We start from the raw sequence: 23,281 nt of genomic DNA on the forward strand, positions 1-23,281 counted from the left end.
CCTTACCGTTTCGGCATCCGCACCAGGCGGGTACCGCTGGCGCGGTCGTGCCAGGTCAGGCGTTGGCGGTCGACCCGCGCCCACCAGAATCCCAGTCCGCCCAGCAGCAGGGACAGCGTGCCCACCGCAAAGCGCAGCCACAACTGGCCGCGCCGCAACGGCGTGCCATCGATTGATCGCACTGTCAGCCGCCACGGGCGCATGCCCAGGGTCTGTCCACCGCGGCGCCAGCTGGCCGTCGCGTACCAGCCCGTGATCGCCCAGCACACCGCCCAAAGCAGCCACTGCCAGGCACTGAACGGCGCGATGTTCTCGCGTTGCGCGTGGCCGCTGAAGGTGTAGGCGAGGGTGAACAGCGTGCCGGCCAGCATCCACAGCGCCAGCACCGGCAGTGCGTCGTAGACCATCGCCAGCACGCGCCAGGCCAACAAGGCACGTGGGCGGGGCATTTCGGTAGCGGCCGCAGGGGCCGTGTCGGTGGCAGGGCGGGACATGCGCCGAGCATACGCAAAGCTGGCCGTGCCCGCAGTGGCCCTCGTATCCTGCACGCATGGCCCTTGTCTCCACCCCCGCAGAACGCCGCCAGCTGGTCCAGCAACTGCCCGAGCTTCGCGCCGACGACGGCGTGCGCATCCAGCGCTTCCTCGATGCGATCTGGGCCGAGAACGGCCTGGCCCGTGCCACCCTCGACAGTTACCGGCGTGACCTGGAAGGGCTGGCGCGCTGGATGGATGGGCGCGACGGTGGCCTGGCCGGCATCGAGCGTCCTGGGCTGTTCGATTATCTGGCCTGGCGCACCCGGCATGGCTGGTCACCGCGCAGCAACGCGCGCCTGCTGTCGGCGTTGCGGGCGTTCTTCGCCGATGGCGTGCGCCGCGGCGAACGCAGCGAGGATCCCAGCGCGCTGCTGGACCCGCCGAAGTTGCCACGGCTGCTGCCCAAGGCGCTGGCCGAGAGCCAGATCGATGCGCTGCTGGCGGCCCCGGACGTCGACAGCCCATTGGGCCTGCGCGATCGCGCCATGCTGGAACTGATGTATGCCGCGGGCCTGCGCGTGAGTGAACTGGTGCTGCTGCCCGCGACGGCGGTCAACCTGCGCCAGGGCGTGCTGCGGGTCACCGGCAAGGGCAGCAAGGAACGGCTGGTGCCGCTGGGAGAGGAATCCCAGCACTGGCTGGAGCGTTACCTGCAGCAGTCGCGCCCGCAGCTGGTCGGCAAGGGCAAGGTGCATGCCCTGGCGGATGGGCAGGCCCCGTTGTTCATTGAACCGACGCTGCATGCGCTGACCCGGCAGGCGTTCTGGCATCTGGTCAAGCGCCACGCACAGGTGGCCGGCATCGACCCGGCGCGGATCAGCCCGCATGGGCTGCGGCACAGCTTCGCCACCCATCTGCTCAACCGCGGTGCCGACCTGCGCGCGCTGCAGATGCTGCTCGGCCACAGTTCATTGTCGACCACCCAGATCTACACCCTGGTAGCGCGCGAGCACCTGCAGAAGCTGCACGCCCGCCACCATCCGCGTGGCTGAGTGCCGGGCTGAATCGCTGCCCGGGGCGCTGCCGGGCGTCGCTGCCCGGTACCGGCGGCTGTGTCAGAATCCGGGGTCTTCTTCTGTCGCGGACCGCTCCATGCTCCGATTTGCCATCGCCGCCGTGTTCGGTGCGCTCAGCCTGACCGCCTGCGCCCAGCCGGCTCCGCCGGCCGCCAAGGCACCCGCCGCCGCTGCGGCCAAGGCCAATCCGGCCGCGAATGCGCCGGCCGACCAGGCGGTACGCGCCGCATTGACCGCGTTGAACCCCGGTTTCCAGGTGGACTACATTGGCGCCGCGCCGTTCCCCGGCTTCCGCGAGGTCGTCGTTTCAGGCCAGCTTCTGTATGTGTCCGATGACGGCCGCTACCTGTTCCAGTCTCAGCCCTACGACACCCGCGCCAAGGGCCCGGCCAACAGCGAAGGCCTGCTCGGCTATCGCCGCGGCCTGCTGGCCAAGGCCAATCACGGCGATCGCATCGTGTTCGCCGCGCCGAACGCCAAGTACACCATCAGCGTGTTCACCGACATCGAGTGTGGTTACTGCCGCAAGCTGCACCAGGACATCGCCGAGCTCAACCGCAACGGCATCACCGTCGAGTACCTGGCGTTCCCGCGCATGGGCCTGGGCAGCAAGGACTACACCGACATGATTTCGGTCTGGTGTGCAGCGGATCGTCGCCAGGCGCTGACCAACGCCAAGCGCGGCGGCAACGTTCCCGCCAGGAACTGCACCAATCCGGTGGCGATGCAGTACGCGCTGGGCCAGCAGCTGGGCGTGAATGGTACGCCGGCGATCTTCGCGCCGGACGGCACCCAGCTGGGGGGCTACCTGCCGCCGGCACAGCTGCGTGCGGCGTTGGAGAAGCTGTCGGCCAAGCGCTGACGCAGAATTGTGGAGTCGAGCCATGCTCGACTGCGGAAACATCAGCCGAGCATGGGCTCGGCTCCACAGATCAGAGGCCGGGGGCGCAAAATGCGCCCCCGGCTTTTCCCTTATTTCAGGCCATCACTGACTGCCTTGGTCAGCGTGCCCTGCGCATCGTCACCGCTGAACTCCCAGACGAACGCGCCGCCCAGGCCCTGGGTCTTCACGTAACCCATCTTGCGGGTGATGTTGGCCGGGGTGTCGAAGCTCCACAGCGTGCTGCCGTTGTAGATCCAGGTGGCACCGGCGGTGTTGTCGGTGTAACCCGGCCACGCCAGGTTCTTCAGCACCTTCCAGTCCTCGATGCCGGCTTCATACGTGCCCGGGGCGGCACCGCTGGCGGTCTGGTACAGGCCGTTGTTGGCATTGGCCACGCCGGTCCAGCCACGCCCGTAGTAGCCGATGCCCAGGTTGAGCTTGGCGGCGGGCACGCCACGGCTGATGAAGGCCTCGATGGCGTCGTTGCTGTTGTACAGCTTCTGGTCGCCGGTGGACGGATCATTCGGCGAATCGAACAGCGCCGACTGGTGATTGGTCTTCGCATCCCACGCGCCGTGGAAGTCGTAGGTCATCACGTTGATGTAGTCCAGGTACGGGTGGTACGCCGCCGGATCTGTGACGCGGATCTTGTCGATGCCGGCACCCACCGCCACCGTCAGCAACAGGCCCGGACGCACCGCATCGAGCTGGCGGCGGAACTCGGCCATCAGCGCGGTGAAGTTGGCGTTGTCTTCCGGCTTGCCGCATTCGATGCCGCAGGCCACCGGGTATTCCCAGTCGATGTCGATGCCGTCGAACACGCCCAGCGCCGCACCGGCGCCGCCGGCACCGTCGGTCACCGGCAGGTTGCCCTTGATGTAGGCGTCGATGCACGAGGCAACGAAGGCCTGGCGGTTTTCCGGGCGCGCCGCGCTGGAGAAGCCGCGCGACCAGGTCCAGCCACCCAGCGAGATCAGTACCTTCAGGTTCGGGTACTTGGCCTTGAGCTGCTTGAGCTGGTTCCAGTTGCCGCGCAGCGGCTGGTCCCAGGTATCGGCGCTGCCGCTGACACTCTCGGCGGCACTGAAGGCCTTGGTGTAGTCGGCGAAGGCATCGCCACCGGCACCGCTGTTCGGATCCGACGGCTGGGTGATGCCGACTTCGCAGCGGTTGTTGCGCACGTTGCCGAACGCGTAGTTGATGTGGGTCAGGCGCGCCGCCGAACCGCTGCTGTCGATGTTCTTGACCCGGTAGTTGCGGCCGTAGATGCCCCACTGCGTGAAGTAACCGATGACCCGCTTGCCGGTGGTGCCACCGTCACCGGCCAGCGTGGTGGCGCTGATCTCGGTGCCCTGCGCCGACGCGTTGCCGGCGTTGTCGCGCGCCCGCACGCGGTAACGGTAGGTGGTCGATGCGGTCAGCCCCCCATCCACATAGCTGGCACTGGACGGCGAACCGACCAGGCTTCCGTTACGGTACACGTCATAGCCGGCCAGGCCACTGCCACCGGTGTTGTCGGTGGATGGGCTCCAGCTGAGCGCGATGCTGTTGGCAGTGCGCGTTCCGGCCGCCAGCCCGCCGGGCACGCTCGGCGCGGTGGTATCGCCACCGGCAGCGTTGACGGTGATGGTGATGGTCGCGGTGCTGCTGGTGGCGTTGTTGTTGTCGGTAGCGACCGCACGCAGGGTGTGGCTGCCGGCGCTGGCATTGGTCCAGCTGGCCGCATACGGCGCACTGGTGGCCACGCCGAGCGTGCTGCCGTCGCGGAAGAATTCGACCTTGGCGACGCTGCCGTCCGGATCGCTGGCGGTGGCGGTCACGTTGACCGTGCTGCCGGCACTGAAGGTGGCGCCGTTGGCCGGCGAGGTCAGGCTGACCACCGGCGGCTGGTTGGTGCCGCTGCCATCGCAGGCACCGAGGTTGGTGTAGTAGGGCGCACCGGCCGGATGGTCCGGTGGCGCGTTCCAGATGTCCTGGTTCGCCCGATAGAGGACGCCTCCTTTCTGCAGGGTATCGCCGGCCCGGTAGATCTTGGCCTGGTCCCACTGGGCCACGCCGGCACAGCTGGCAGCCTGCGCCAGGCCGGGCAGGGCGGCGCTGCCGGCGGCCAGGGCAAGCAGCCAGGCCAGATGGCGGGGACGACAGCTTCGGGTCGAACGTTCGGCACTGCGCACAATCGGGTCGTACATGGGTGAGTCTCCGATCAAAGGGCGCGCGGGCCCCGATGGCGCCGCGCGTGACGCAGGTCCGGGCATCGCCCGGGAAGGCGACGGAGGGGCCGGACGGAGGCACCTGGGAGGCCGGGGAGAGAGTCCGGCACCAGGTGGGGACAACGTTGTCATCAATTGCGTGGTCAATCCGTGAGCAAGCGCATGGTTCGGCGATTTGGGCGGAAAGCGGCGCTGGCGCGCGGTCGGCGGCCATCGGCGGAGCCCCCTCGTGGCTGGGGCTTGCCGCGAACAGCGGATTTCTGGGGGTTGGCCGGGCGGGTGGGCTGCGCAGGGGGCGCTGCAAGTACGTCCATGTAAGCTCGGTCGCCGCATCCATGCGGCTCACGCCCCTGCGCAGCCCACCCGCCCGGCCACGGACAGGTTCCTGCGCGGCCAGCCACGAAAGACAGAAGAAAAAAACAAAGGCAAAAGCCGGTCGCTGCGCTCTTCAATGCCTGATTTCTGACATTTCCTGGTTGCCGGCCAGCGGCCGGCACTACCGGGAAGCGTCCACGCATGGCCGCAGATCGCGGGAAACTGTCGGGGCGGGGTGGTGGGAGCCAGCAGGACCGTTGGCGCCATGGATGGCGCCATCGAGCCCCCACGGATGGGTTTACGGCGTGTCCTGCTGGCTCCCACCGCCCCGCCAGCTCACAGAAGCCAGCTCTTGCTGTTGCTTTGGCCGTTGCCGTTGCTTCGGCCGTGGCCTCGGCGGGTGCCGGGCGCCGCCCGGCCAAAGCCCACCCCCCGCTTCCGGTACAATGTCGGGCCCGTTTCCCAACTACGGTTCCCCGGACATGATGGTCCTCGAGGGCGCGCCCGCCCTGTCGCCGTTCCGCCGCGAACGTCTTGAATCCCGCCTGCAGTCCATCGCTCCCTCCCTGCGCATCAGCGGCGCCTGGCACGTCTACTTCGTGCAGCCCGAAGGCAGCGCCGCCCCCGACCTGACCACGCTGTGCCGCATCCTCGAAGCGGCGCCGCAGGCCGAAGCCGTGGCCGAAGGCGCAGTCAGCCGCATCGTGGTGCCGCGCCTGGGCACGCTGTCGCCGTGGTCGAGCAAGGCCACCGAACTGGTCCGCGGTGCCGGCCAGCCGGTCAGCCGGGTCGAACGTGGCCTGCGCATCGACGTGCAGGGCTGGCCGGCCGATGCCGACGCTCAGCAGGCGCTGGTCAAGGCGCTGCACGACCCGATGACGCAGTCGGTGCTGGAGACCGTGGAGCAGGGCCAGGCGCTGTTCTCGGCGCCAGCGCGTGGCGAGCTGGAACGCGTGCCGGTGGACCAGCTGGAGGCCGCCAACCAGCGCCTCGGCCTGGCCATGGCCCAGGACGAGATCGACTACCTGCGTGAACGCTTCACCGCGCTGGGCCGCTCGCCGTCGGACGTGGAACTGATGATGTTCGCGCAGGCCAATTCCGAGCACTGCCGCCACAAGATCTTCAACGCCAGCTGGACCATCGACGGCCAGGAGCAGGACCGCTCGCTGTTCCGGATGATCAAGAACACCCACCAGCAGACCCCGCAGCACACGCTCAGCGCGTACAGCGACAACGCCGCGGTGATCGAAGGCCATCCGGCCTCGCGCTATCGCCCCGATCCGGCCAGTGGCGAATACCGCCGCGAAGCGCAGGTGCCCAGTGCCTTCCAGATCAAGGTGGAAACCCACAACCACCCAACCGCGATCGCACCGTTCCCGGGCGCCTCGACCGGCGCGGGTGGCGAGATCCGCGACGAAGGCGCGACCGGCCGCGGTGGCAAGCCGAAGGCGGGCCTGACCGGCTTCTCGGTCTCGCACCTGCGCATTCCGGAATTGCCGCAGCCGTGGGAGGCGCCGCGCGCGCTGAACCCGCGCATGGCACCGGCGCTGGAAATCATGACCGACGGCCCGCTCGGCGGCGCCGCGTTCAACAACGAGTTCGGCCGCCCGAACCTGCTCGGCTACTTCCGCAGCTTCGAGCTGCCGGAAGGCGCCGATCTGGTGCGCGCCTACGACAAGCCGATCATGCTGGCCGGTGGCCTCGGCGCGATCGACCGCGTGCAGGTCGACAAGATCCCGCTGCAGGCCGGTGATGCGGTGATCGTGCTGGGTGGCCCGGCGATGCTGATCGGCCTGGGCGGCGGTGCGGCCAGTTCGGTGGCCTCCGGTGAAAGCGCCGAGGACCTGGACTTCGCCAGCGTGCAGCGCGACAACCCGGAAATGGAGCGCCGCTGCCAGGAGGTCATCGACCGCTGCGTGGCGATGGGCGCCAACAACCCGATCAAGTTCTTCCACGACGTCGGCGCCGGTGGCCTGTCCAACGCCATCCCCGAACTGCTGCACGACTCGAACGTCGGTGGTGTCATCGACCTGGGCAAGGTGCCCACCGATGATCCGTCGCTGTCGCCGATGCAGCTGTGGTGCAACGAGTCGCAGGAACGCTACGTGCTGGGCGTGGCCCAGGAACGCCTGGCCGAGTTCGCCGCGCTGTGCGCCCGCGAGCGCTGCCCGTTCGCTGCGGTCGGTGTGGCCACCGCCGAGGAACATCTGGTGGTGGCCTACGGTGCCGTGCCGGGCCACACCCCGGCCGATGCACCGATCGACCTGCCGATGGACGTGCTGTTCGGCAAGCCGCCGAAGATGCACCGCGATACCGCGCACCCGCCGGCACCGCGCTGGCCGGCGCTGAAGACCGGTGGCCTGGACCTGCAGGAAGCCGGCCTGCGCGTGCTCGCGCACCCGACCGTGGCCTCGAAGAACTTCCTGGTCACCATCGGTGATCGCAGCGTCGGCGGCCTGACCGCGCGCGAGCAGATGGTCGGCCCGTGGCAGCTGCCGGTGGCCGACGTGGCAATCACCCTGGCCGACTTCGACGGCGTAGCCGGTGAGGCAATGTCGATCGGCGAGCGCACCCCGCTGGCCCTGCTCGATGCCGCTGCTTCGGCACGCATGGCGGTGGGCGAAGCGCTGACCAACCTGTGCGCGGCCCCGGTCGATGCGCTGGATGAGATCAAGCTGTCGGCGAACTGGATGGCCGCGGCCGGTCACCCAGGCGAAGACGCGCTGCTGTACGACGCGGTGAAGGCGGTGGGCATGGAACTCTGCCCGCAGCTGGACATCAGCATCCCGGTGGGCAAGGACTCGCTGTCAATGCAGGCGCAGTGGCACGACCAGGGTGAAGCGCACAAGAGTGTGTCGCCGGTGTCGCTGGTGATCTCGGCGTTCGCGCCGGTCGCCGACGTGCGCCAGCAGTTGACCCCGCTGCTCGACCGGGAGGTGGACAGCGAGCTGTGGCTGATCGGCCTCGGTGCCGGCAAGCAGCGCCTGGGGGGTCGATCCTGGCCCAGGTGCATGCCGACCACGGCGACCTGCCGGCCTTCGCCGGTGCCGCCCCGGACCTGGACGATCCGCAGCGCCTGCGGGGTTTCTTCGAGCTGATCCGCGATGCACGCCAGTCCGGCCTGCTGCTGGCCTATCACGACCGCAGCGACGGCGGTGCTTTCGCCGCGCTGTGCGAAATGGCCTTCACCTCGCGCCTGGGCCTGGACATCGCCCTCGATGCCTGGGGTGACGATCCGTTCCGCAGCCTCTTCAACGAAGAACTGGGCGCGGTGGTGCAGATCGCGCGCGAAGACCGTGCAGCGTTTGCCGACCTGGTTGAACGCCATGCATTGACCGAATGCGCGCAGCGCATCGCCAAGCCAACCACCGCACCGGTGGTGCGCGTGTCGCTGGGCGGCGAGAACCTGGCCGAGTGGCGCTGGGAGGCCTTGTTCGATGCCTGGTGGTCGGTCACCCACGCGATGCAGAAGCGCCGCGACAACCCGGCCAATGCCGATGCCGAGCGCGAGATCGCGCGTGCCTTCAACGCACCGGGCCTGAAGCCGAAGCTCAGCTTCGACCTCAACGAGGATGTGGCGGCACCGTTCATCAGCAGTGGTGCGCGTCCGCGCGTGGCGGTGCTGCGCGAGCAGGGCGTCAACGGCCAGATCGAAATGGCCAACGCCTTCGAGCGTGCCGGCTTCCGTGCCTTCGACGTGCACATGAGCGACCTGATTGAAGGCCGCGTGGCCCTGCAGGATTTCACCGGCCTGGTGGCCTGTGGTGGCTTCAGCTATGGCGACGTGCTCGGTGCCGGCCGTGGCTGGGCCACCTCGATCCTGGAGCGCAGCGCACTGCGTGATGCCTTCGCCGCGTTCTTCGCGCGCGAAGACAGCTTCGCGCTGGGCGTATGCAACGGCTGCCAGATGATGAGCCAGCTGAAGAACATCATTCCGGGTGCCGAGCACTGGCCGCAGTTCCGTCGCAACGCCAGCGAGCAGTTCGAAGCCCGCACCGCGCTGCTGGAAGTGGTGGAATCGCCGTCGATCCTGCTGCGTGGCATGGCCGGCTCGCGCCTGCAGGTGGCGGTGGCGCATGGTGAAGGCCAGGCCGTGTTCGACAATGCCGTCGACCAGGCTGCTGCACGTGTCTCGCTGCGCTACATCGATGGCAATGGCAAGGTGGCCAGCCAGTACCCGCTGAACCCGAACGGTTCGCCGGACGGCATCACCGGCCTGACCAGCAGCGACGGCCGCGTCACCATCATGATGCCGCACCCGGAACGTACCCCGCGCGCGCTCAACCTGAGCTGGGCACCGGCGGAATGGCAGGGTGATTCGCCGTGGATGCGCATGTTCCGCAACGCGCGGGTGTGGTGCGGCTGATCGCATCGTTCCGCGCAGGCCGCAATGCCACCGCGTATGGAAAAACCCGCCGCTTCGTCGGCGGGTTTTTCTTTGCGCGCGTGAAACCCTTGTCGTGCCCGCTAGTTACATCGGTTTTCATGCGCCAGCGGTCCGTCACGTGTACCTAACAAAATACTTTTATAAACACGTGAAATGGTGAACTGCTTCACGGCAATAGCATTTGTCGTGTCAAAGTCTTGACGATCTGCAAAGTTGCCGTTAACACTTGAACCCCGTTTCAGAACCATTCATTCCGCAGTAACCGCTCGGCGCACGCGCTCGGTTTTCTGTCGCTGCGCGCCGTTCGGCAATACCCCGCAGTAAATCACGCGAATAAACGCCCCCAGGGGACGTTGGGCCACAAGGCCCGGCGGTGGCGTTGCTTTGCCCAAAACCAGTCCAATCAGGAGCCGTACCGATGAATCGGATTTATCGCAAGGTCTGGAACAAAGCATTGGGTCAGTTGGTGGTGGCCTCGGAACTGGCCTCCTCCGACAGCAGCGGTGGTGTTGTCGACCAGCGCCGCGATACGACACAGGCCACGCCCGCGCTGTTGGCGGTGGCACTGGGCCTGGTACTGGGATTGGGCATGAGCGGTTCCGCCATTGCACAGTCAGTGCAGATCGGCGGCAGCGCTACCTGCGTCGCATTCAGCGGCAAGCTGCTGGAAAAGTGCCTGATCGAAGGCTCGGCCACGGCCAAGGGCAGCAACGCGGTGGCGATCGGCAGCAACAGCAATGCCAGCGCCGCCAACAGCGTGGCGCTGGGCGCTGGCTCCAAAGCAGCGCGGGCCAATACCGTGTCCGTCGGCGACGCCGGCAAGGAACGGCAGATCACCAACGTGGCCGCTGGTACCCAGGCCACCGATGCGGTGAACAAGTCACAGCTGGATGCGCAGGCGCGCGCCACGCAGGCCGCGCTGGCGGATGTCGCCGCAGATGGAAACCGCTATTTCAAGGCCGATGGCGCAGGTGATGACAGCGACGCGGCGAAGATCGACGGGCAGGGCGCGGTTGCAGCGGGCGCCGGTGCGCAGTCGTTGGCCAATGCCACCACCGCCATCGGTACCCAGGCGATTGCCGCCGGCCTGGGCGCCAGCGCGTTCGGCCAGGGCGCATTGGCAATCGGTGACGCCAGCGTGGTGGTCGGGCAGAGTGCTGCCGCGTTCGGTCTTGGTGACACCGCCGTCGGCGCCAGTGCCTACGCTGCAAGCGAGAATGGCGCGGCCACCGCCCTGGGTGCGCTGTCCGAAGCCACCGCCGATGGCGCCACTGCCGTGGGTGGCGGTGCCGTGGCGATGGGCCCGGGCAGTACCGCACTGGGCCGCGGCGCCACTGCCGCCAATGAAGCATCAATCGCGGTGGGTGCGTTCAGCACCGCCGTCGGTGAGTACAGCACCGCGCTGGGGTCCAACTCGGCGGCGGTTGCCACCGGCAGCGTGGCGCTGGGCGCCGGCTCGCTGGCCGACCGCGTCGATACCGTCTCTGTCGGCGCCGCCGAATATGGCCTGACCCGGCAGATCACCAGCGTCGCTGCGGGTACTGAAGATACCGACGCGGTCAATGTCGGCCAGTTGAAGAACGTGGCCGCCGTGGCCGATGCCACGGCCAAGCGTTTCCAGGCCACTGGCAGCAGCAACAGCGACGCCGGCGCGCTGGCCGAAGGTGACGAGGCGCTGGCGGCCGGCGAGGCGGCCAACGCCATCGGCAACGGCACCACCGCCGTGGGTGCCGGCGCCACGGCCGTTGCGCAGAACGCCACCGCCGTCGGCAACAACGCGCTGGCGTCGGGCCAGAACAGCGCCGCGTTCGGCAACAACGCACAGGCCAACGGCCCGGGCAGTGTCGCCGTCGGTGGTGCTGCGGTGGATGCCGACGGCAACCCGCTGATCACCAGTGGCGGCGTGCCGGTGGAAACCGGCGCCACCAGCGCAGGTGTCGGTGGCACCGCAGTCGGCGCCAGTGCCGAAGCCAGTGGATTTGCGGCGTCGTCCTACGGCGTTGGCGCGTATGCCGCCGGTGCGCAGTCGTCGGCATTCGGTGCGGTCGCCAATGCCATCGGTGACTACTCCACCGCACTGGGTACGCAGAGTACCGCCACCGGTACCAGCAGCGTCGCCATCGGCGGCCCGGCCGACCTGATTCCGGGCCTGGGCTTCTTCGTGCAGACCCAGGCCAGCGGCGAAGCCGCCACCGCGGTCGGCGCCGGCGCTATCGCCAGCGGTGATCGTGCGGTGGCCAACGGCAGCCTGACCGAAGCATCCGGTGTGGAATCCACCGCCGTGGGCTACTTCGCCTATGCCCCGGGTGAGAATGCCAGCGCGCTCGGTGCGCAGACCTGGGCCAGCGGTGCGCAGAGCACCGCCGTCGGTTATTACGCCACCGCTCGCGGTGCCAACAGCGTTGCACTGGGCGCGAACTCCGAAGCTGTCCGCGCCAACAGCGTAGCGGTCGGCAGCGCAGGCAACGAACGGCAGATCACCAGCGTTGCCGCGGGCAGTGAAGCCACCGATGCGGTCAATCTGGCCCAGTTGAAGGGCGTCGCTGCCGTGGCTGATGCCACCGCCAAGCACTTCCAGGCCACCGGCAGCAGCAACAGCGATGCCGGTGCGCTGGCCGAAGGCGAAGATGCGCTGGCCGCCGGCGAGGCGGCCAACGCGATCGGCAATGGCACCAGTGCACTGGGTGCGGGCGCCGTCGCCATCGCGCAGAGCGCCACTGCCGTCGGCAGCAATGCGCTGGCTTCGGGGCAGGGCAGCGCGGCCTTCGGCGCGGCGGCCACCGCCAGTGGCAGCAACGCCACCGCCCTGGGAACGCAGAGCAGCGCCACCGGCGCCGGCAGCGTCGCCATCGGTGGCCCGGCCGACATCGTGCCGGGCATGGGCCTGTATGTGCAGACGCGGGCCAGCGGTGTGTCCTCCACCGCGGTAGGCGGCGGTGCGGTCGCCAGTGGTGACCGTTCGTTGGCCAACGGCAGCTTCACCGAAGCAGTGGGCGCGGAATCCACCGCGCTGGGTTACTTCGCTTATGCCGCAGGCGACAACGCCAGTGCACTGGGCGCGCAGACCTGGGCCATCGGCAAGGACAGCACGGCCATCGGCTACTACGCCACCGCTGGCGCCGAAAACAGTGTCGCGCTGGGCGCCTATTCGGGCTCCAATCGGGCCAATACGGTGGCCGTGGGCACCAATGGCAATGAACGCCAGATCGTCAGCGTGGCCGCGGGTACGCAGGCGACGGATGCAGTGAACAAGGCGCAGCTGGACGCTGTGGCCAGCACCGCCGACGGCACCGCGCGCTTCTTCCAGGCACAGCCCGAAGCGGGCAGTGATGCCGGTGCGTTCGCCGAGGGCGAAGGTGCGGTTGCGGCCGGCTCCTCGAGCAACGCGGTCGGTGCTGGTGCAGTTGCACATGGCGCTGCCGCGTCAGCGATCGGTGATGACAGCGTGGCGGTGGGTCGCAACAGCAGCGCCACCGGCAACGGCGGTGTTGCCATCGGTGGCCTCGGACAGGCCTACGACGAGTACAACCAGCCGATCATCGGCGCCGACGGAAAGGCGCAACAGGTGGGCACCACGGCGGTTGCCGATGCCACGGCGGTCGGCAGCGGTGCGCAGGCCACCGGTGCCGTGAGCAGCGCGTTCGGCAATGCCGCCAAGGCCAGCGGCGACAACAGCTTCGCGGCCGGCGGCAAGTCGCGTGCGACCGGCAGCTATGCCGTTGCGGTCGGTGACAGCGCCTTCGCCAGCCGCGATGACAGCACCGCTGTCGGTGGCTACAGCTGGGCCACGGCCAGTGGTGCGAGCGCCTTCGGTTCCGGTGCATGGGCCACCGCCACCAACGCCTCGGCGTTCGGCAACGCGGCATGGGCCAGCGGCAGTGGCGCAACCTCCATCGGATACAACAGCTGGGCCAATGGTGCCAGCTCAACCGCAGTCGGCCGTGGTGCCTTCGGCTATGGCGACAACAGCGTGGCGCTGGGCTTCCAGGCGCTGGGTAACAGCCTCAACAGCATTGCCATCGGCACCAACACGGTGGCCGGTGGTGAAAGCGCGATCGCGCTCGGGGCCGGTAGCAACGCCAGCGCCAGCAACGCTGTCGCGCTCGGCGCCGGCTCGGTTGCCAACCGCGCCCGCAGCGTGTCGGTCGGCAGCACCGGCAACGAGCGGCAGATCACCAACGTCGCCGCTGGCACCCAGGCCACCGATGCGGTGAACAAGGCACAGCTGGATGCGGTCGCGAGTACCGCCACCACCACCAGCCGCTTCTTCCAGGCCAGTGGCAGCGGTGACGACGTAGCCGGTGCGCTGGTGGAGGGTGACAACGCGCTGGCCGCCGGTGATGCGGCCAACGCCATCGGCAACGGTGCCACCGCACTCGGCAGTGGTGCCAATGCGCTGGCCAACAACGCGCAGGCGATCGGTCTCAACGCGCTGGCCAGCGCCGCCAACGCCAGCGCCGTCGGTGCCAACGCACAGGCGACCGGTGAGTACGCCACCGCGCAGGGTGCGGAAAGCGAAGCCAGCGGCGAGCAGAGCGCGGCGTTCGGTGCCGCCAGCATCGCCAGTGGTGCCGGCAGTACCGCCAACGGTGTGTTGTCCGAAGCCTCCGGCGAGGAAGCCGTGGCGGTGGGCTACTTCAGCAATGCCAGCGGCAGCGGCGCCACCGCGGTCGGCAGCGAAAGCGTCGCCAGCGGCACGGCGTCGGCAGCGTTCGGCATCGGCGCCGAAGCGACCGGTGGCTACAGCACCGCCATCGGTGGCTATTCCCAGGCATCGGCGTTCAACGCCACCGCTTTCGGCAACTTCGCCAGTGCCACCGGTTCCAACAGCGTGGCGCTGGGCGGCGACTCCGAGGCGTCGGGTGCCTACAGCACCGCCACCGGCCAGGGTAGCCTGGCCACCGGCACCAACAGCGTCGCCGTCGGTGGTTCGCTGTTTGGCGTGCTGGCCACCGAAGCATCGGGCAATTACTCCACCGCCGTCGGTGGCGGCGCCTGGTCCGGCGGCATCAACAGCACCGCACTGGGCAACGCCGCCGAATCGCGCGCTGCCAACAGCGTGGCGCTGGGTGCCGATTCGATCGCGGACCGTGACAACACCGTGTCGGTAGGCGGTGCTGGCAACACCCGCCAGATCACCAACGTGGCCGATGGCACGCAGGGCAATGATGCGGTCAACAAGAACCAGCTTGACGCCGTAGCCGCAGCAGCGGAGAAGACCAGCAGGCAGTTCCAGGCCAGTGGCAACGCCGAGGGTGAAACCGGCGCCCTGGTCGAGGGTGACAACGCGCTGGCGGCCGGTGATGCGGCCAACGCCATCGGCAACGGTGCCACCGCACTCGGCAGCGGCGCCAATGCACTGGCCGCCAACGCCACGGCGGTCGGCATCGATGCGCTGGCCACCGGCAACAACGCCGCAGCACTGGGCAGTACCGCACAGGCCACCGGCGAAGACAGCCTTGCGCTCGGTACCGGCGCCAGCGCCAGCGAGCTCGGCGCCAGCGCGGTAGGGGCGCGTGCGCAGGCCAGTGGTGCGTACAGCACCGCGACCGGCACCGAATCCAACGCCAGTGGCACGCAGGCACTGGCCAGTGGCTTCCGCAGTGCCGCCTCTGCCGATGGCACCACCGCCGTCGGTGGCTATGCCGAAGCGAGCGGACGCCTCGGCACCGCGTTGGGCTACGGCTCGGCCGCCAGCGGGGCCAACACCACCGCGGTCGGCTTCGGTGCCGCCGCAGCCGGTACCGGTGCCGTGGCCGTGGGCCAGTCCAGCGAGGCCAGTGGCGAGGAGAGCGTGGCCATTGGTGGCAGCACCTTCTTCGGCTTGATCCCGTCGCGTGCCAGCGGCACCGGCGCGGCGGCCTTCGGTGCCGGCGCCTGGGCGACCGAAGATTACGCCACCGCGATCGGCTGGAATTCGTGGGCGGATGCCGCAGATGGCACGGCACTGGGCGCCAGTGCCACCGCCAGTGGGTTGAACAGCGTGGCGCTGGGCGCCGGCTCCAAGGCCGAGCGCGACAATACCGTGGCCGTGGGCACCGCGGGCGGTGAGCGCCAGGTGACGCATGTGGCAGCCGGCACCGAGGCCACCGACGCGGTGAACAAGGGCCAGCTGGACGCGGTTGCCAGCGTTGCCGACAGGACTGCCCGGCAGTTCCAGGCCAGCGGCAACGCCGACGGCGAAGCCGGTGCCCTGGTCGACGGCGACAACGCACTGGCCGCCGGTAACGCGGCCAACGCCGTCGGCAACGGCGCCACCGCGCTGGGCAGCGGAGCCAATGCCATGGCCGTCAACGCCACCGCCGTCGGCGTCGATGCCCTGGCCACCGGCAACAACGCCGCGGCTCTGGGCAACAACGCACAGGCCAGTGGTGTCGACAGCGTGGCGGTGGGCAGCGGCGCCAGCGCCAGCGAACTCGGTGCCAGCGCCAGCGGCACCGGTGCCCAGGCCAAGGGTGCCTACAGCACCGCCAGTGGTGCGCAGGCCACGGCCAGCGGCACGCAGTCGCAGGCCAGCGGCTTCCGCGCCAACGCCTCGGCTGACGGTGCCTCCGCGCTGGGCAGCTATGCCGAAGCCAGTGGCCGGCTTGGTACGGCGGTCGGCTACGGCAGCAAGGCCACCGGCGCGAATGCCACCGCAGTGGGTGTCAGCGCCAATGCGTCGGCAGCCGGCAGCATCGCACTGGGTGCCGGCTCGGTGGCTGATCGTGCCAACACCGTGTCAGTGGGCAGCAGCACCAGTGATCGTCAGATCACCCGTGTCGCCGCCGGTACCGAGCGCACCGATGCAGTCAATCGTGGCCAGCTCGATGCGGTCGCGGCGACCGCCGATGGCACCGCACGCTACGTCAAGGCCACTGGTGCGGGTACCGCCAGTGCCAGCGGCAGCGATGCCGCTGCGGTCGGTTCGGCCGCCACTGCCAGTGGTGCACGCAGCAATGCGCTGGGTGCCAACGCGATGGCCATTGGCAATGGTGCGCTTGCACTGGGCAACAGCGCCGGCGCGTCCGGTGCGAACTCGGTGGCTCTGGGGGCGGGTTCGCGTGCGCTCGATGCCAACGTGGTCTCGGTCGGCGGCGGCAATGGCACCGATGGCCCGGCCACGCGGCGCATCGTCAATGTGGCCGACGGCCGCATCGCTGCCGGCAGCACCGATGCGGTCACCGGTTCGCAGCTCAACGTCACCAACCAGCGCGTGGGCGCAGTGGAAACCCGCGTCGGTGATTTCGATTCGCGCATCGCGACGGTCGAGACCACGGCGGCCAGTGCAGTCGGCTATGACGACGCCAGCCGTGATCGCCTGACCCTCTCCGGCTTCCAGGGCACCACCATCGACAACGTCGGTGCCGGCAGCATCGCCGCCGGCAGCCGCCAGGCGATCAATGGCGGGCAGTTGTTCCAGTCGCTCAGTGATGCCGCCAGCTTCCTCGGCGGTGGCGCCAGCGTCGGCATGCAGGGCGTGTTCGTGGCGCCGAACTACGTGATCCAGGGCGCCACCTACAGCAACGTCGGCGATGCGCTCGGTGCGCTGGACCGCAAGGTCAGCGAGATCGATCGCCGCACCGCCGGAGGCACGCGTTCGGGAACGGCAAGCCTGCGTTCGATGAGTGCCTCGCTGGATGAAAGCGCACTGGCCAGCGTCGCCGACGCACCGGCCACCGCCGACGCGGCACCGGCCAGCACCGCACGCGTGCAGGGCACGCCGACGGCCGCCGCCGCCGGTGCCGGGATTCCGGTTGGCACCCCGGCCACGGGCTTCAATGCCGTCGCCATGGGGGAGGGCGCAGTGGCCAGTGGCGCCTCGTCCACCGCCATCGGCCAGGGTGCCAGTGCCACGGCTGCCAACGCGGTGGCTTTGGGCCAGGGCTCGGTTGCCGATCGTGCCAACACCGTGTCGGTCGGTAGCGAAGGCAACGAACGCCAGGTCACCAACGTCGCCGCCGGCACCACTGCCACCGACGCCGTCAACAAGGGCCAGCTGGACCGTGGCATGGCCACTGCCAACAGCTACACCGACAGCCGCGTGCAGGCCGTCGCCGACAGCTTCGATGTGTTCAAGGGCGAGATCGACGGGCGCCTGCGCCACATGGATCGCCGCATCGACCGCCAGGGCGCCATGAGCGCGGCGATGCTCAACATGGCCACCAGTGCCGCCGGTATCCGCACCCAGAACCGGGTCGGCGTCGGCATCGGTTTCCAGGGCGGCGAGTCGGCGTTGTCGCTGGGCTACCAGCGTGCGATCAGCGATCGCGCCACGGTCACCTTCGGCGGTGCCTTCAGCAGTGACGACAGCTCGGTCGGCGTTGGTGCCGGCTTCGGCTGGTAAGCCAAACCACTGCGCCGGCGGCCACCCACGCCGGCGCCAAACCTGCAATCAGGGCCTGGGGGAGGTCACGGCAATCCCGGCTGGGCCGGCCGGGAGTCGTCAAGGAATGATGGCCGCAGTGTTGGTTCGATCCATGACCCAGAAGAGGAATTTCGACGTGATCAAGAAGCAGAACCTTCGCATCAATGTGCTTGCCGCCGCCGTGCTGTCGATGACCGCGGTGGGTGCCGTCCACGCCGCCGGGTTGCCGACCCGTGAACCGGTGCGCCAGGCCAGCACCGCCGAGCCGGGCGCCGAGCGCATCATCGTCAAGTATCGTGCTGGCACCGCTGCGGCGGACGACCGTTCGGCCAAGCTGTCCGCCGTGCAGTCCGCGCTGACCCGCGCCAGCCTGTCCGGTGGCACCGCCCGCGCCAGCACGCTTGGCCCGCAGGTCGTGCGCAAGCTCGGCGTCGGTGCCGACCTGATCCGCCTGCAGGGCCGCCTGGCGCCTGCGGAACTGCAGCGCGTGCTGAAGGAGCTGAAGGCCGACCCGGCCGTGCAGTACGCCGAAGCCGACGTGAAGCTGCGCCGCACCGAGCTGCGCGCCGGTGACGTGCAGCCGGCGCTGGCGCCGAACGATCCGTACTACCAGCAGTACCAGTGGCACCTGCACAACGCCACCGGTGGCATCAACGCACCGTCGGCGTGGGATGTATCGCAGGGCGAGGGCGTGGTGGTGGCCGTGCTCGACACCGGCATCCTGCCGCAGCACCCGGACCTGGTCGGCAACCTGCTGGAAGGCTACGACTTCATCAGCGACGCCGATACGTCGCGCCGTGCCACCAACGATCGCGTGCCGGGCGCGCAGGACTATGGCGACTGGGTCGAGAACGACAATGAGTGCTACACCGGCTCCGTCGCGGAGGACAGCTCCTGGCACGGTACCCATGTGGCCGGCACCGTGGCCGAGCAGACCAACAACGGCGTCGGCATGGCCGGTGTCGCGCACAAGGCCAAGGTGCTGCCGGTCCGCGTGCTCGGCAAGTGCGGTGGCTACCTTTCCGATATCGCCGACGCCATCACCTGGGCCTCCGGCGGCACCGTGGCGGGCGTGCCCGCCAATGCCAACCCGGCCGAGATCATCAACATGAGCCTGGGTGGAAGTGGCAGCTGTGACGGAACCTACCAGGATGCGATCAATGGCGCGATCTCGCGTGGCACCACCGTGGTCGTGGCGGCCGGCAACGAGACCGACAACGCATCCAAGTACCGTCCGGCCAGTTGCGACGGCGTAGTGACCGTCGGCGCCACCCGCATCACCGGCGGCATCACCTACTACTCCAACTACGGCACCCGCGTGGACCTGTCCGGTCCGGGTGGTGGCGGCAGCGTCGATGGCAATCCGGGCGGCTACGTCTGGCAGTCCGGTTCCGATGCGGCCACCACGCCGGAGTCAGGCAGCTACAGCTACATGGGCATGGGTGGCACGTCGATGGCCTCGCCGCACGTGGCTGCCGTCGCTGCACTGGTGCAGAGCGCGCTGATCGCCAAGGGCAAGGATCCGCTGGCCCCCGCCGCGATGCGCGCGCTGCTGAAGGAAACCGCGCGCCCGTTCCCGGTCAGTATCCCGGCCGCCACTCCGATCGGCACCGGCATCGTCGATGCCAAGGCGGCGCTGGCCAAGGCACTGGAAGAGCCGTGCACCGAGAACTGCGGGCCGGTGGCGACGCCGCTGACCAACAAGGCCGCCGTGGGGGGCCTGAACGGTACGGCCGGCAGCAGCCGCCTGTACAGCTTCGAGGCAGCCGCCGGAAAGCAGCTCAGCGTGATCACCTACGGTGGCACCGGCAACGTGTCGGTCTACATCGCCCAGGGACGCGAGCCGAGCGCCAGCGACAACGATGGCAAGTCGACCCGTCCCGGCACGTCCGAAACGGTACGGGTGAACAAGCCGGTGGCAGGCACCTACTACATCAAGGTGGTGGGCGAAGCGGCCTACAACGGCGTGAGCATCCTCGCCACGCAGTAAGCCTGACGTGTCGTAGTTGAACGGCCGAGGCCCGTCATCCTGTGTGACGGGCTTCGTCTTTTTACGAAAGCTGGCCGCAGGGCGGCGGAAATCATGGCTTAACTGCTAAAGTCGGTCCGATTGACAGGAGAGTCACGTGAACGCGCTCGCTGCAACCGTTACCGACGATGCCGAAGGCCGCATCCTGGATGCGCTGCTGGCACGCGGCCGGCTCAAGGAAGGAGACCTGGCGCGCGCGCGGCCGCTGCACGCCGAGGCCGGCGGCAGCCTGCTGGGCCTGCTGGTGCGCCTGGGCCTGGTGTCTGAACGCGACCAGGCACAGGCCAGCGCCGAGGTGCTGGGCCTGCCGCTGCTGGAGGGCAAACAGGTGCCGGAGGCCCCGCCGCAGGCGCTGGCCGAGGGACTGCCGCTGTCGCTGCGTTTCCTGAAGCAGTTCCATGTGTGCCCGCTGGAGCTGAATGAACACGGGGTGCGTCTGTGGCTGGCCGATGCCCACGATGCCTATCCGCAGCAGGCCGTGCAGTTGGCGCTGGGGGTTCCGGTGACACCGGTGCTGGGCATGCGCGCGGAGATCGATGACCTGGTCGAGCGCTGGTTCGGCCAGGGCCGCAGCGCGATGGGCGCGATCGTGGAAACCGCCGATGGCGAAGGCGGCGCGGTCGACGATATCGAGCACCTGCGCGACCTCGCTTCGGAAGCGCCGGTGATCCGTCTGGTCAACCTGGTGATCCAGCGTGCGGTGGAACTGCGCGCTTCGGATATCCATGTCGAACCGTTCGAGAGCCGGTTGAAGGTCCGCTACCGGGTCGATGGCGTGCTGGTGGAGGGCGAAAGCCCGCCGGCCAACCTCACCGCCGCGGTGATCAGCCGCATCAAGATCATGGCCCGGCTCAACATCGCCGAGCGCCGCCTGCCGCAGGACGGCCGCATCATGCTGCGCGTGCAGGGCAAGGAGCTGGACCTTCGCGTGAGTACCGTGCCCACCGCGCATGGCGAAAGCGTGGTGATGCGCCTGCTGGACGCGAAACGGTGGTCTTCGATTTCCACCGGCTCGGCTTCACCGACGCCTTCCTGCCGCAGTTCCGCAAGGTACTGGAACAGCCGCACGGCATCCTGCTGGTGACCGGCCCGACCGGCTCGGGCAAGACCACCACGCTGTACACCGCGCTGAGCCAGCTCAACACCGCCGACGTCAAGATCATCACGGTGGAAGATCCGGTCGAATACCAGATCGAGGGCATCAATCAGATCCAGGCCAAGCCGCAGATCGGCCTGGATTTCGCCAACGCGCTGCGCAGCATCGTCCGCCAGGATCCGGACATCATCATGATCGGTGAAATGCGCGACCTGGAAACCGCGCGCATCGCCATCCAGTCGGCATTGACCGGCCACCTGGTACTGTCCACCCTGCACACCAACAATGCGGCCGGTGGCATCACCCGCCTGCTCGACATGGGCGTGGAGGATTACCTGCTCACCTCGACCATCAACGGCATCCTCGCCCAGCGCCTGGTGCGCCGGCTGGAGCCGACCCATGCCGAACGCTACGCAGCCTCGCCAGAGGAGATCGAACGCTTCGAGCTGCGCCGCCTGCAGCCGGAGGGACCGATCCACCTTTACCGCCCGAAGCCCTCGGCGCTGGCGCCGACCGGCTACCTGGGGCGTACCACCATCATGGAATTCCTGGTGATGAACGATGCGCTGCGGCGTGCGGTGATGCGTCGCGATGGCATGGGCGAGATCGAGCGCATCGCCCGCGAAGCCGGCATGCGCACCATGTACGAGGATGGCCTGTCCAAGGCGCTGAGCGGACAGACCACCATCGAGGAAGTGCTGCGCGTGACCGAGGAAAGCTGATGCGCGCAGGACGCCGGGGCTGACATGCCGAACTACCGCTACAAGGCGCTCAATCCGCACGGTGAGGTCTTCGACGGGCAGATGGAAGCGGCCAGCGAGGCCGAGCTGATCGCGCGCCTGCAGGACCAGGGCCACCTGCCGATGGAGACGCAGCTGGCCGACGCCGGCGCGATCGGCGGCCGCAGCTGGCGCAACCTGCTGCAGCAGCGCCCCCTGCAGGGCGCCGCCCTGCTGCAGTTCACCCAGCAGCTGGCGACCCTGCTCGGTGCCGGCCAGCCGCTGGACCGCGCGCTGTCGATCCTGCTGGGGTTGCCCGAGGACGAACGATCGCGCCGCGCGATCACCGACATCCGCGACGTGGTGCGCGGCGGTGCACCGCTGTCCACCGCGCTGGAACGCCAGCATGGGCTGTTCTCGCGCCTTTACGTGAACATGGTGCGCGCCGGCGAAGCCGGCGGCAGCCTGCATGAAACCCTGCAACGCCTGGCCGACTACCTGGAGCGCAGCCGCGCGCTGCAGGGCAAGGTCATCAACGCGCTGGTCTACCCGGCGATCCTGCTGGTGGTGGTGGGCGGTGCGCTGCTGTTCCTGCTTGGCTACGTGGTGCCGCAGTTCGCGCAGATGTACGAGAGCCTGGACGTGGCGCTGCCGTGGTTCACCAATGCGGTGCTGCAGCTGGGCCTGTTCGTGCGCGACTGGTGGGTGCTGCTGCTGGTGGTGCCGGCGCTGCTGGCGCTGTTCTTCGAGCGCAAGGCGCGGCAACCGGCGTTCCGGCTGGCGCTGGATGGCTGGCTGCTGCAGCGCCGTGGCATCGGCCGTCTCGTCGGTGAACTGGAGACCGCGCGCCTGGCGCGCACGCTGGGCACCCTGCTGCGCAACGGCGTGCCCCTGCTGGGCGCACTGGGCATCGCGCGCAACGTACTGGGCAACCGCGCGCTGGCCGCCGATGTGGAAGCGGCCGCCGATGAAGTGAAAAATGGTGCCGGCCTGTCGCTGGCACTGTCGCGCGGCAAGCGCTTCCCGCGCCTGGCCCTGCAGATGATCCAGGTCGGCGAGGAATCCGGCGCCCTCGATACCATGCTGCTGAAGGCCGCCGACACCTTCGAACAGGATAGTGCCCGGCGCATCGACCGCCTGCTGGCGGCGATGGTGCCGGCGATCACCCTGGTGCTGGCCTCGGTGGTGGGCGCGGTGATCGTGGCCGTGCTGGTGCCGCTGTACGACCTGACCAATGCCATCGGTTGACGATGGCACTCCCTGCAACCCCGACACTCCGTAACTGAAAGGACCGTCCATGATTGCCCGTCGCCGACCGATCCGCCTTTCCTTCACTGCCGCGCGCAACCAGTCGGGCATGAGCCTGCTGGAAATCATCATCGTCATCGTGCTGATCGGCGCGGTGCTGACCCTGGTCGCCAGCCGCGTGCTGGGCGGTGCCGACCGTGGCAAGGCCAACATCGCCAAGGCGCAGGTGCAGACCGTGGCGTCCAAGATCGACAACTACCAGATCGACACCGGCAAGCTGCCCGGCTCGCTCAATGACCTGGTGACCGCACCGGCCGGTGTTGGCGGCTGGCTCGGCCCGTACGCCAAGCCGGCCGACCTGAACGACCCGTGGGGCCACGCCCTGGAATACCGCGCACCGGGCGAAGGCCAGCCGTATGAGCTGGTCAGCCTGGGCAAGGATGGCAAGGCCGGCGGTAGCAGCGTCGACGCTGACATCCGCTACCAGCCGTAACC

General features: G+C 68.8%; 8 protein-coding genes and 2 pseudogenes. 8 read left to right on the forward strand and 2 right to left on the reverse strand.

Features of this window, described 5'->3' with window-relative positions; translation table 11 throughout:
* Positions 1 to 2: 2 nt before the first annotated feature.
* Positions 3 to 494, reverse strand: coding sequence for an RDD family protein (locus DL544_RS02785; RefSeq protein WP_139726716.1), 492 nt, complete (start codon positions 492 to 494; stop codon positions 3 to 5).
* A 56-nt stretch (positions 495 to 550) separates the two neighbouring features.
* Here DL544_RS02785 and xerD point away from each other — a divergent pair, with 56 nt between their 5' ends.
* Together xerD and DL544_RS02795 are read left to right on the forward strand one after the other, a co-directional pair.
* Complete coding sequence (gene xerD / locus DL544_RS02790) at positions 551 to 1,528, forward strand: site-specific tyrosine recombinase XerD (RefSeq protein ID WP_005415216.1); 978 nt, start codon at positions 551 to 553, stop codon at positions 1,526 to 1,528.
* A 100-nt stretch (positions 1,529 to 1,628) separates the two neighbouring features.
* A complete protein-coding gene (locus DL544_RS02795; RefSeq protein ID WP_053500398.1) occupies positions 1,629 to 2,414 on the forward strand; it encodes a thioredoxin fold domain-containing protein in 786 nt (261 codons plus the stop codon).
* A gap of 110 nt (positions 2,415 to 2,524) precedes the next feature.
* On the opposite strand, the gene DL544_RS02800 is transcribed toward DL544_RS02795, so the two are convergent.
* Positions 2,525 to 4,624, reverse strand: coding sequence for a glycosyl hydrolase family 18 protein (locus DL544_RS02800; RefSeq protein ID WP_053500400.1), 2,100 nt, complete (start codon positions 4,622 to 4,624; stop codon positions 2,525 to 2,527).
* Positions 4,625 to 5,442: 818 nt separating this feature from the next.
* On the opposite strand from DL544_RS02800, the pseudogene purL reads away from it, so the two are divergent.
* From purL to gspG, 6 genes and pseudogenes are all read left to right on the forward strand, one after another.
* Positions 5,443 to 9,326 (forward strand): annotated as a pseudogene (gene purL / locus DL544_RS02805) (phosphoribosylformylglycinamidine synthase).
* A 439-nt stretch (positions 9,327 to 9,765) separates the two neighbouring features.
* Positions 9,766 to 17,673, forward strand: a complete 7,908-nt coding sequence (locus DL544_RS02810; RefSeq protein WP_065186248.1) for an ESPR-type extended signal peptide-containing protein — start codon at positions 9,766 to 9,768, stop codon at positions 17,671 to 17,673.
* Between the two features lie 157 nt (positions 17,674 to 17,830).
* On the forward strand, positions 17,831 to 19,684 hold the full coding sequence (locus DL544_RS02815) for a S8 family peptidase (RefSeq protein WP_139728059.1): 1,854 nt from the start codon (positions 17,831 to 17,833) through the stop codon (positions 19,682 to 19,684).
* Between the two features lie 136 nt (positions 19,685 to 19,820).
* Positions 19,821 to 21,541, forward strand: a pseudogene (gene gspE / locus DL544_RS02820) (type II secretion system ATPase GspE).
* Positions 21,542 to 21,565: 24 nt separating this feature from the next.
* Complete coding sequence (gene xpsF / locus DL544_RS02825; protein ID WP_005415224.1) at positions 21,566 to 22,786, forward strand: type II secretion system protein XpsF; 1,221 nt, start codon at positions 21,566 to 21,568, stop codon at positions 22,784 to 22,786.
* Positions 22,787 to 22,835: 49 nt separating this feature from the next.
* Complete coding sequence (gspG, locus tag DL544_RS02830) at positions 22,836 to 23,279, forward strand: type II secretion system major pseudopilin GspG (RefSeq protein WP_005415225.1); 444 nt, start codon at positions 22,836 to 22,838, stop codon at positions 23,277 to 23,279.
* Positions 23,280 to 23,281: the final 2 nt, after the last annotated feature.

It is taken from the genome of Stenotrophomonas sp. pho, from assembly GCF_006228405.1.
Classification (GTDB): domain Bacteria; phylum Pseudomonadota; class Gammaproteobacteria; order Xanthomonadales; family Xanthomonadaceae; genus Stenotrophomonas; species Stenotrophomonas sepilia.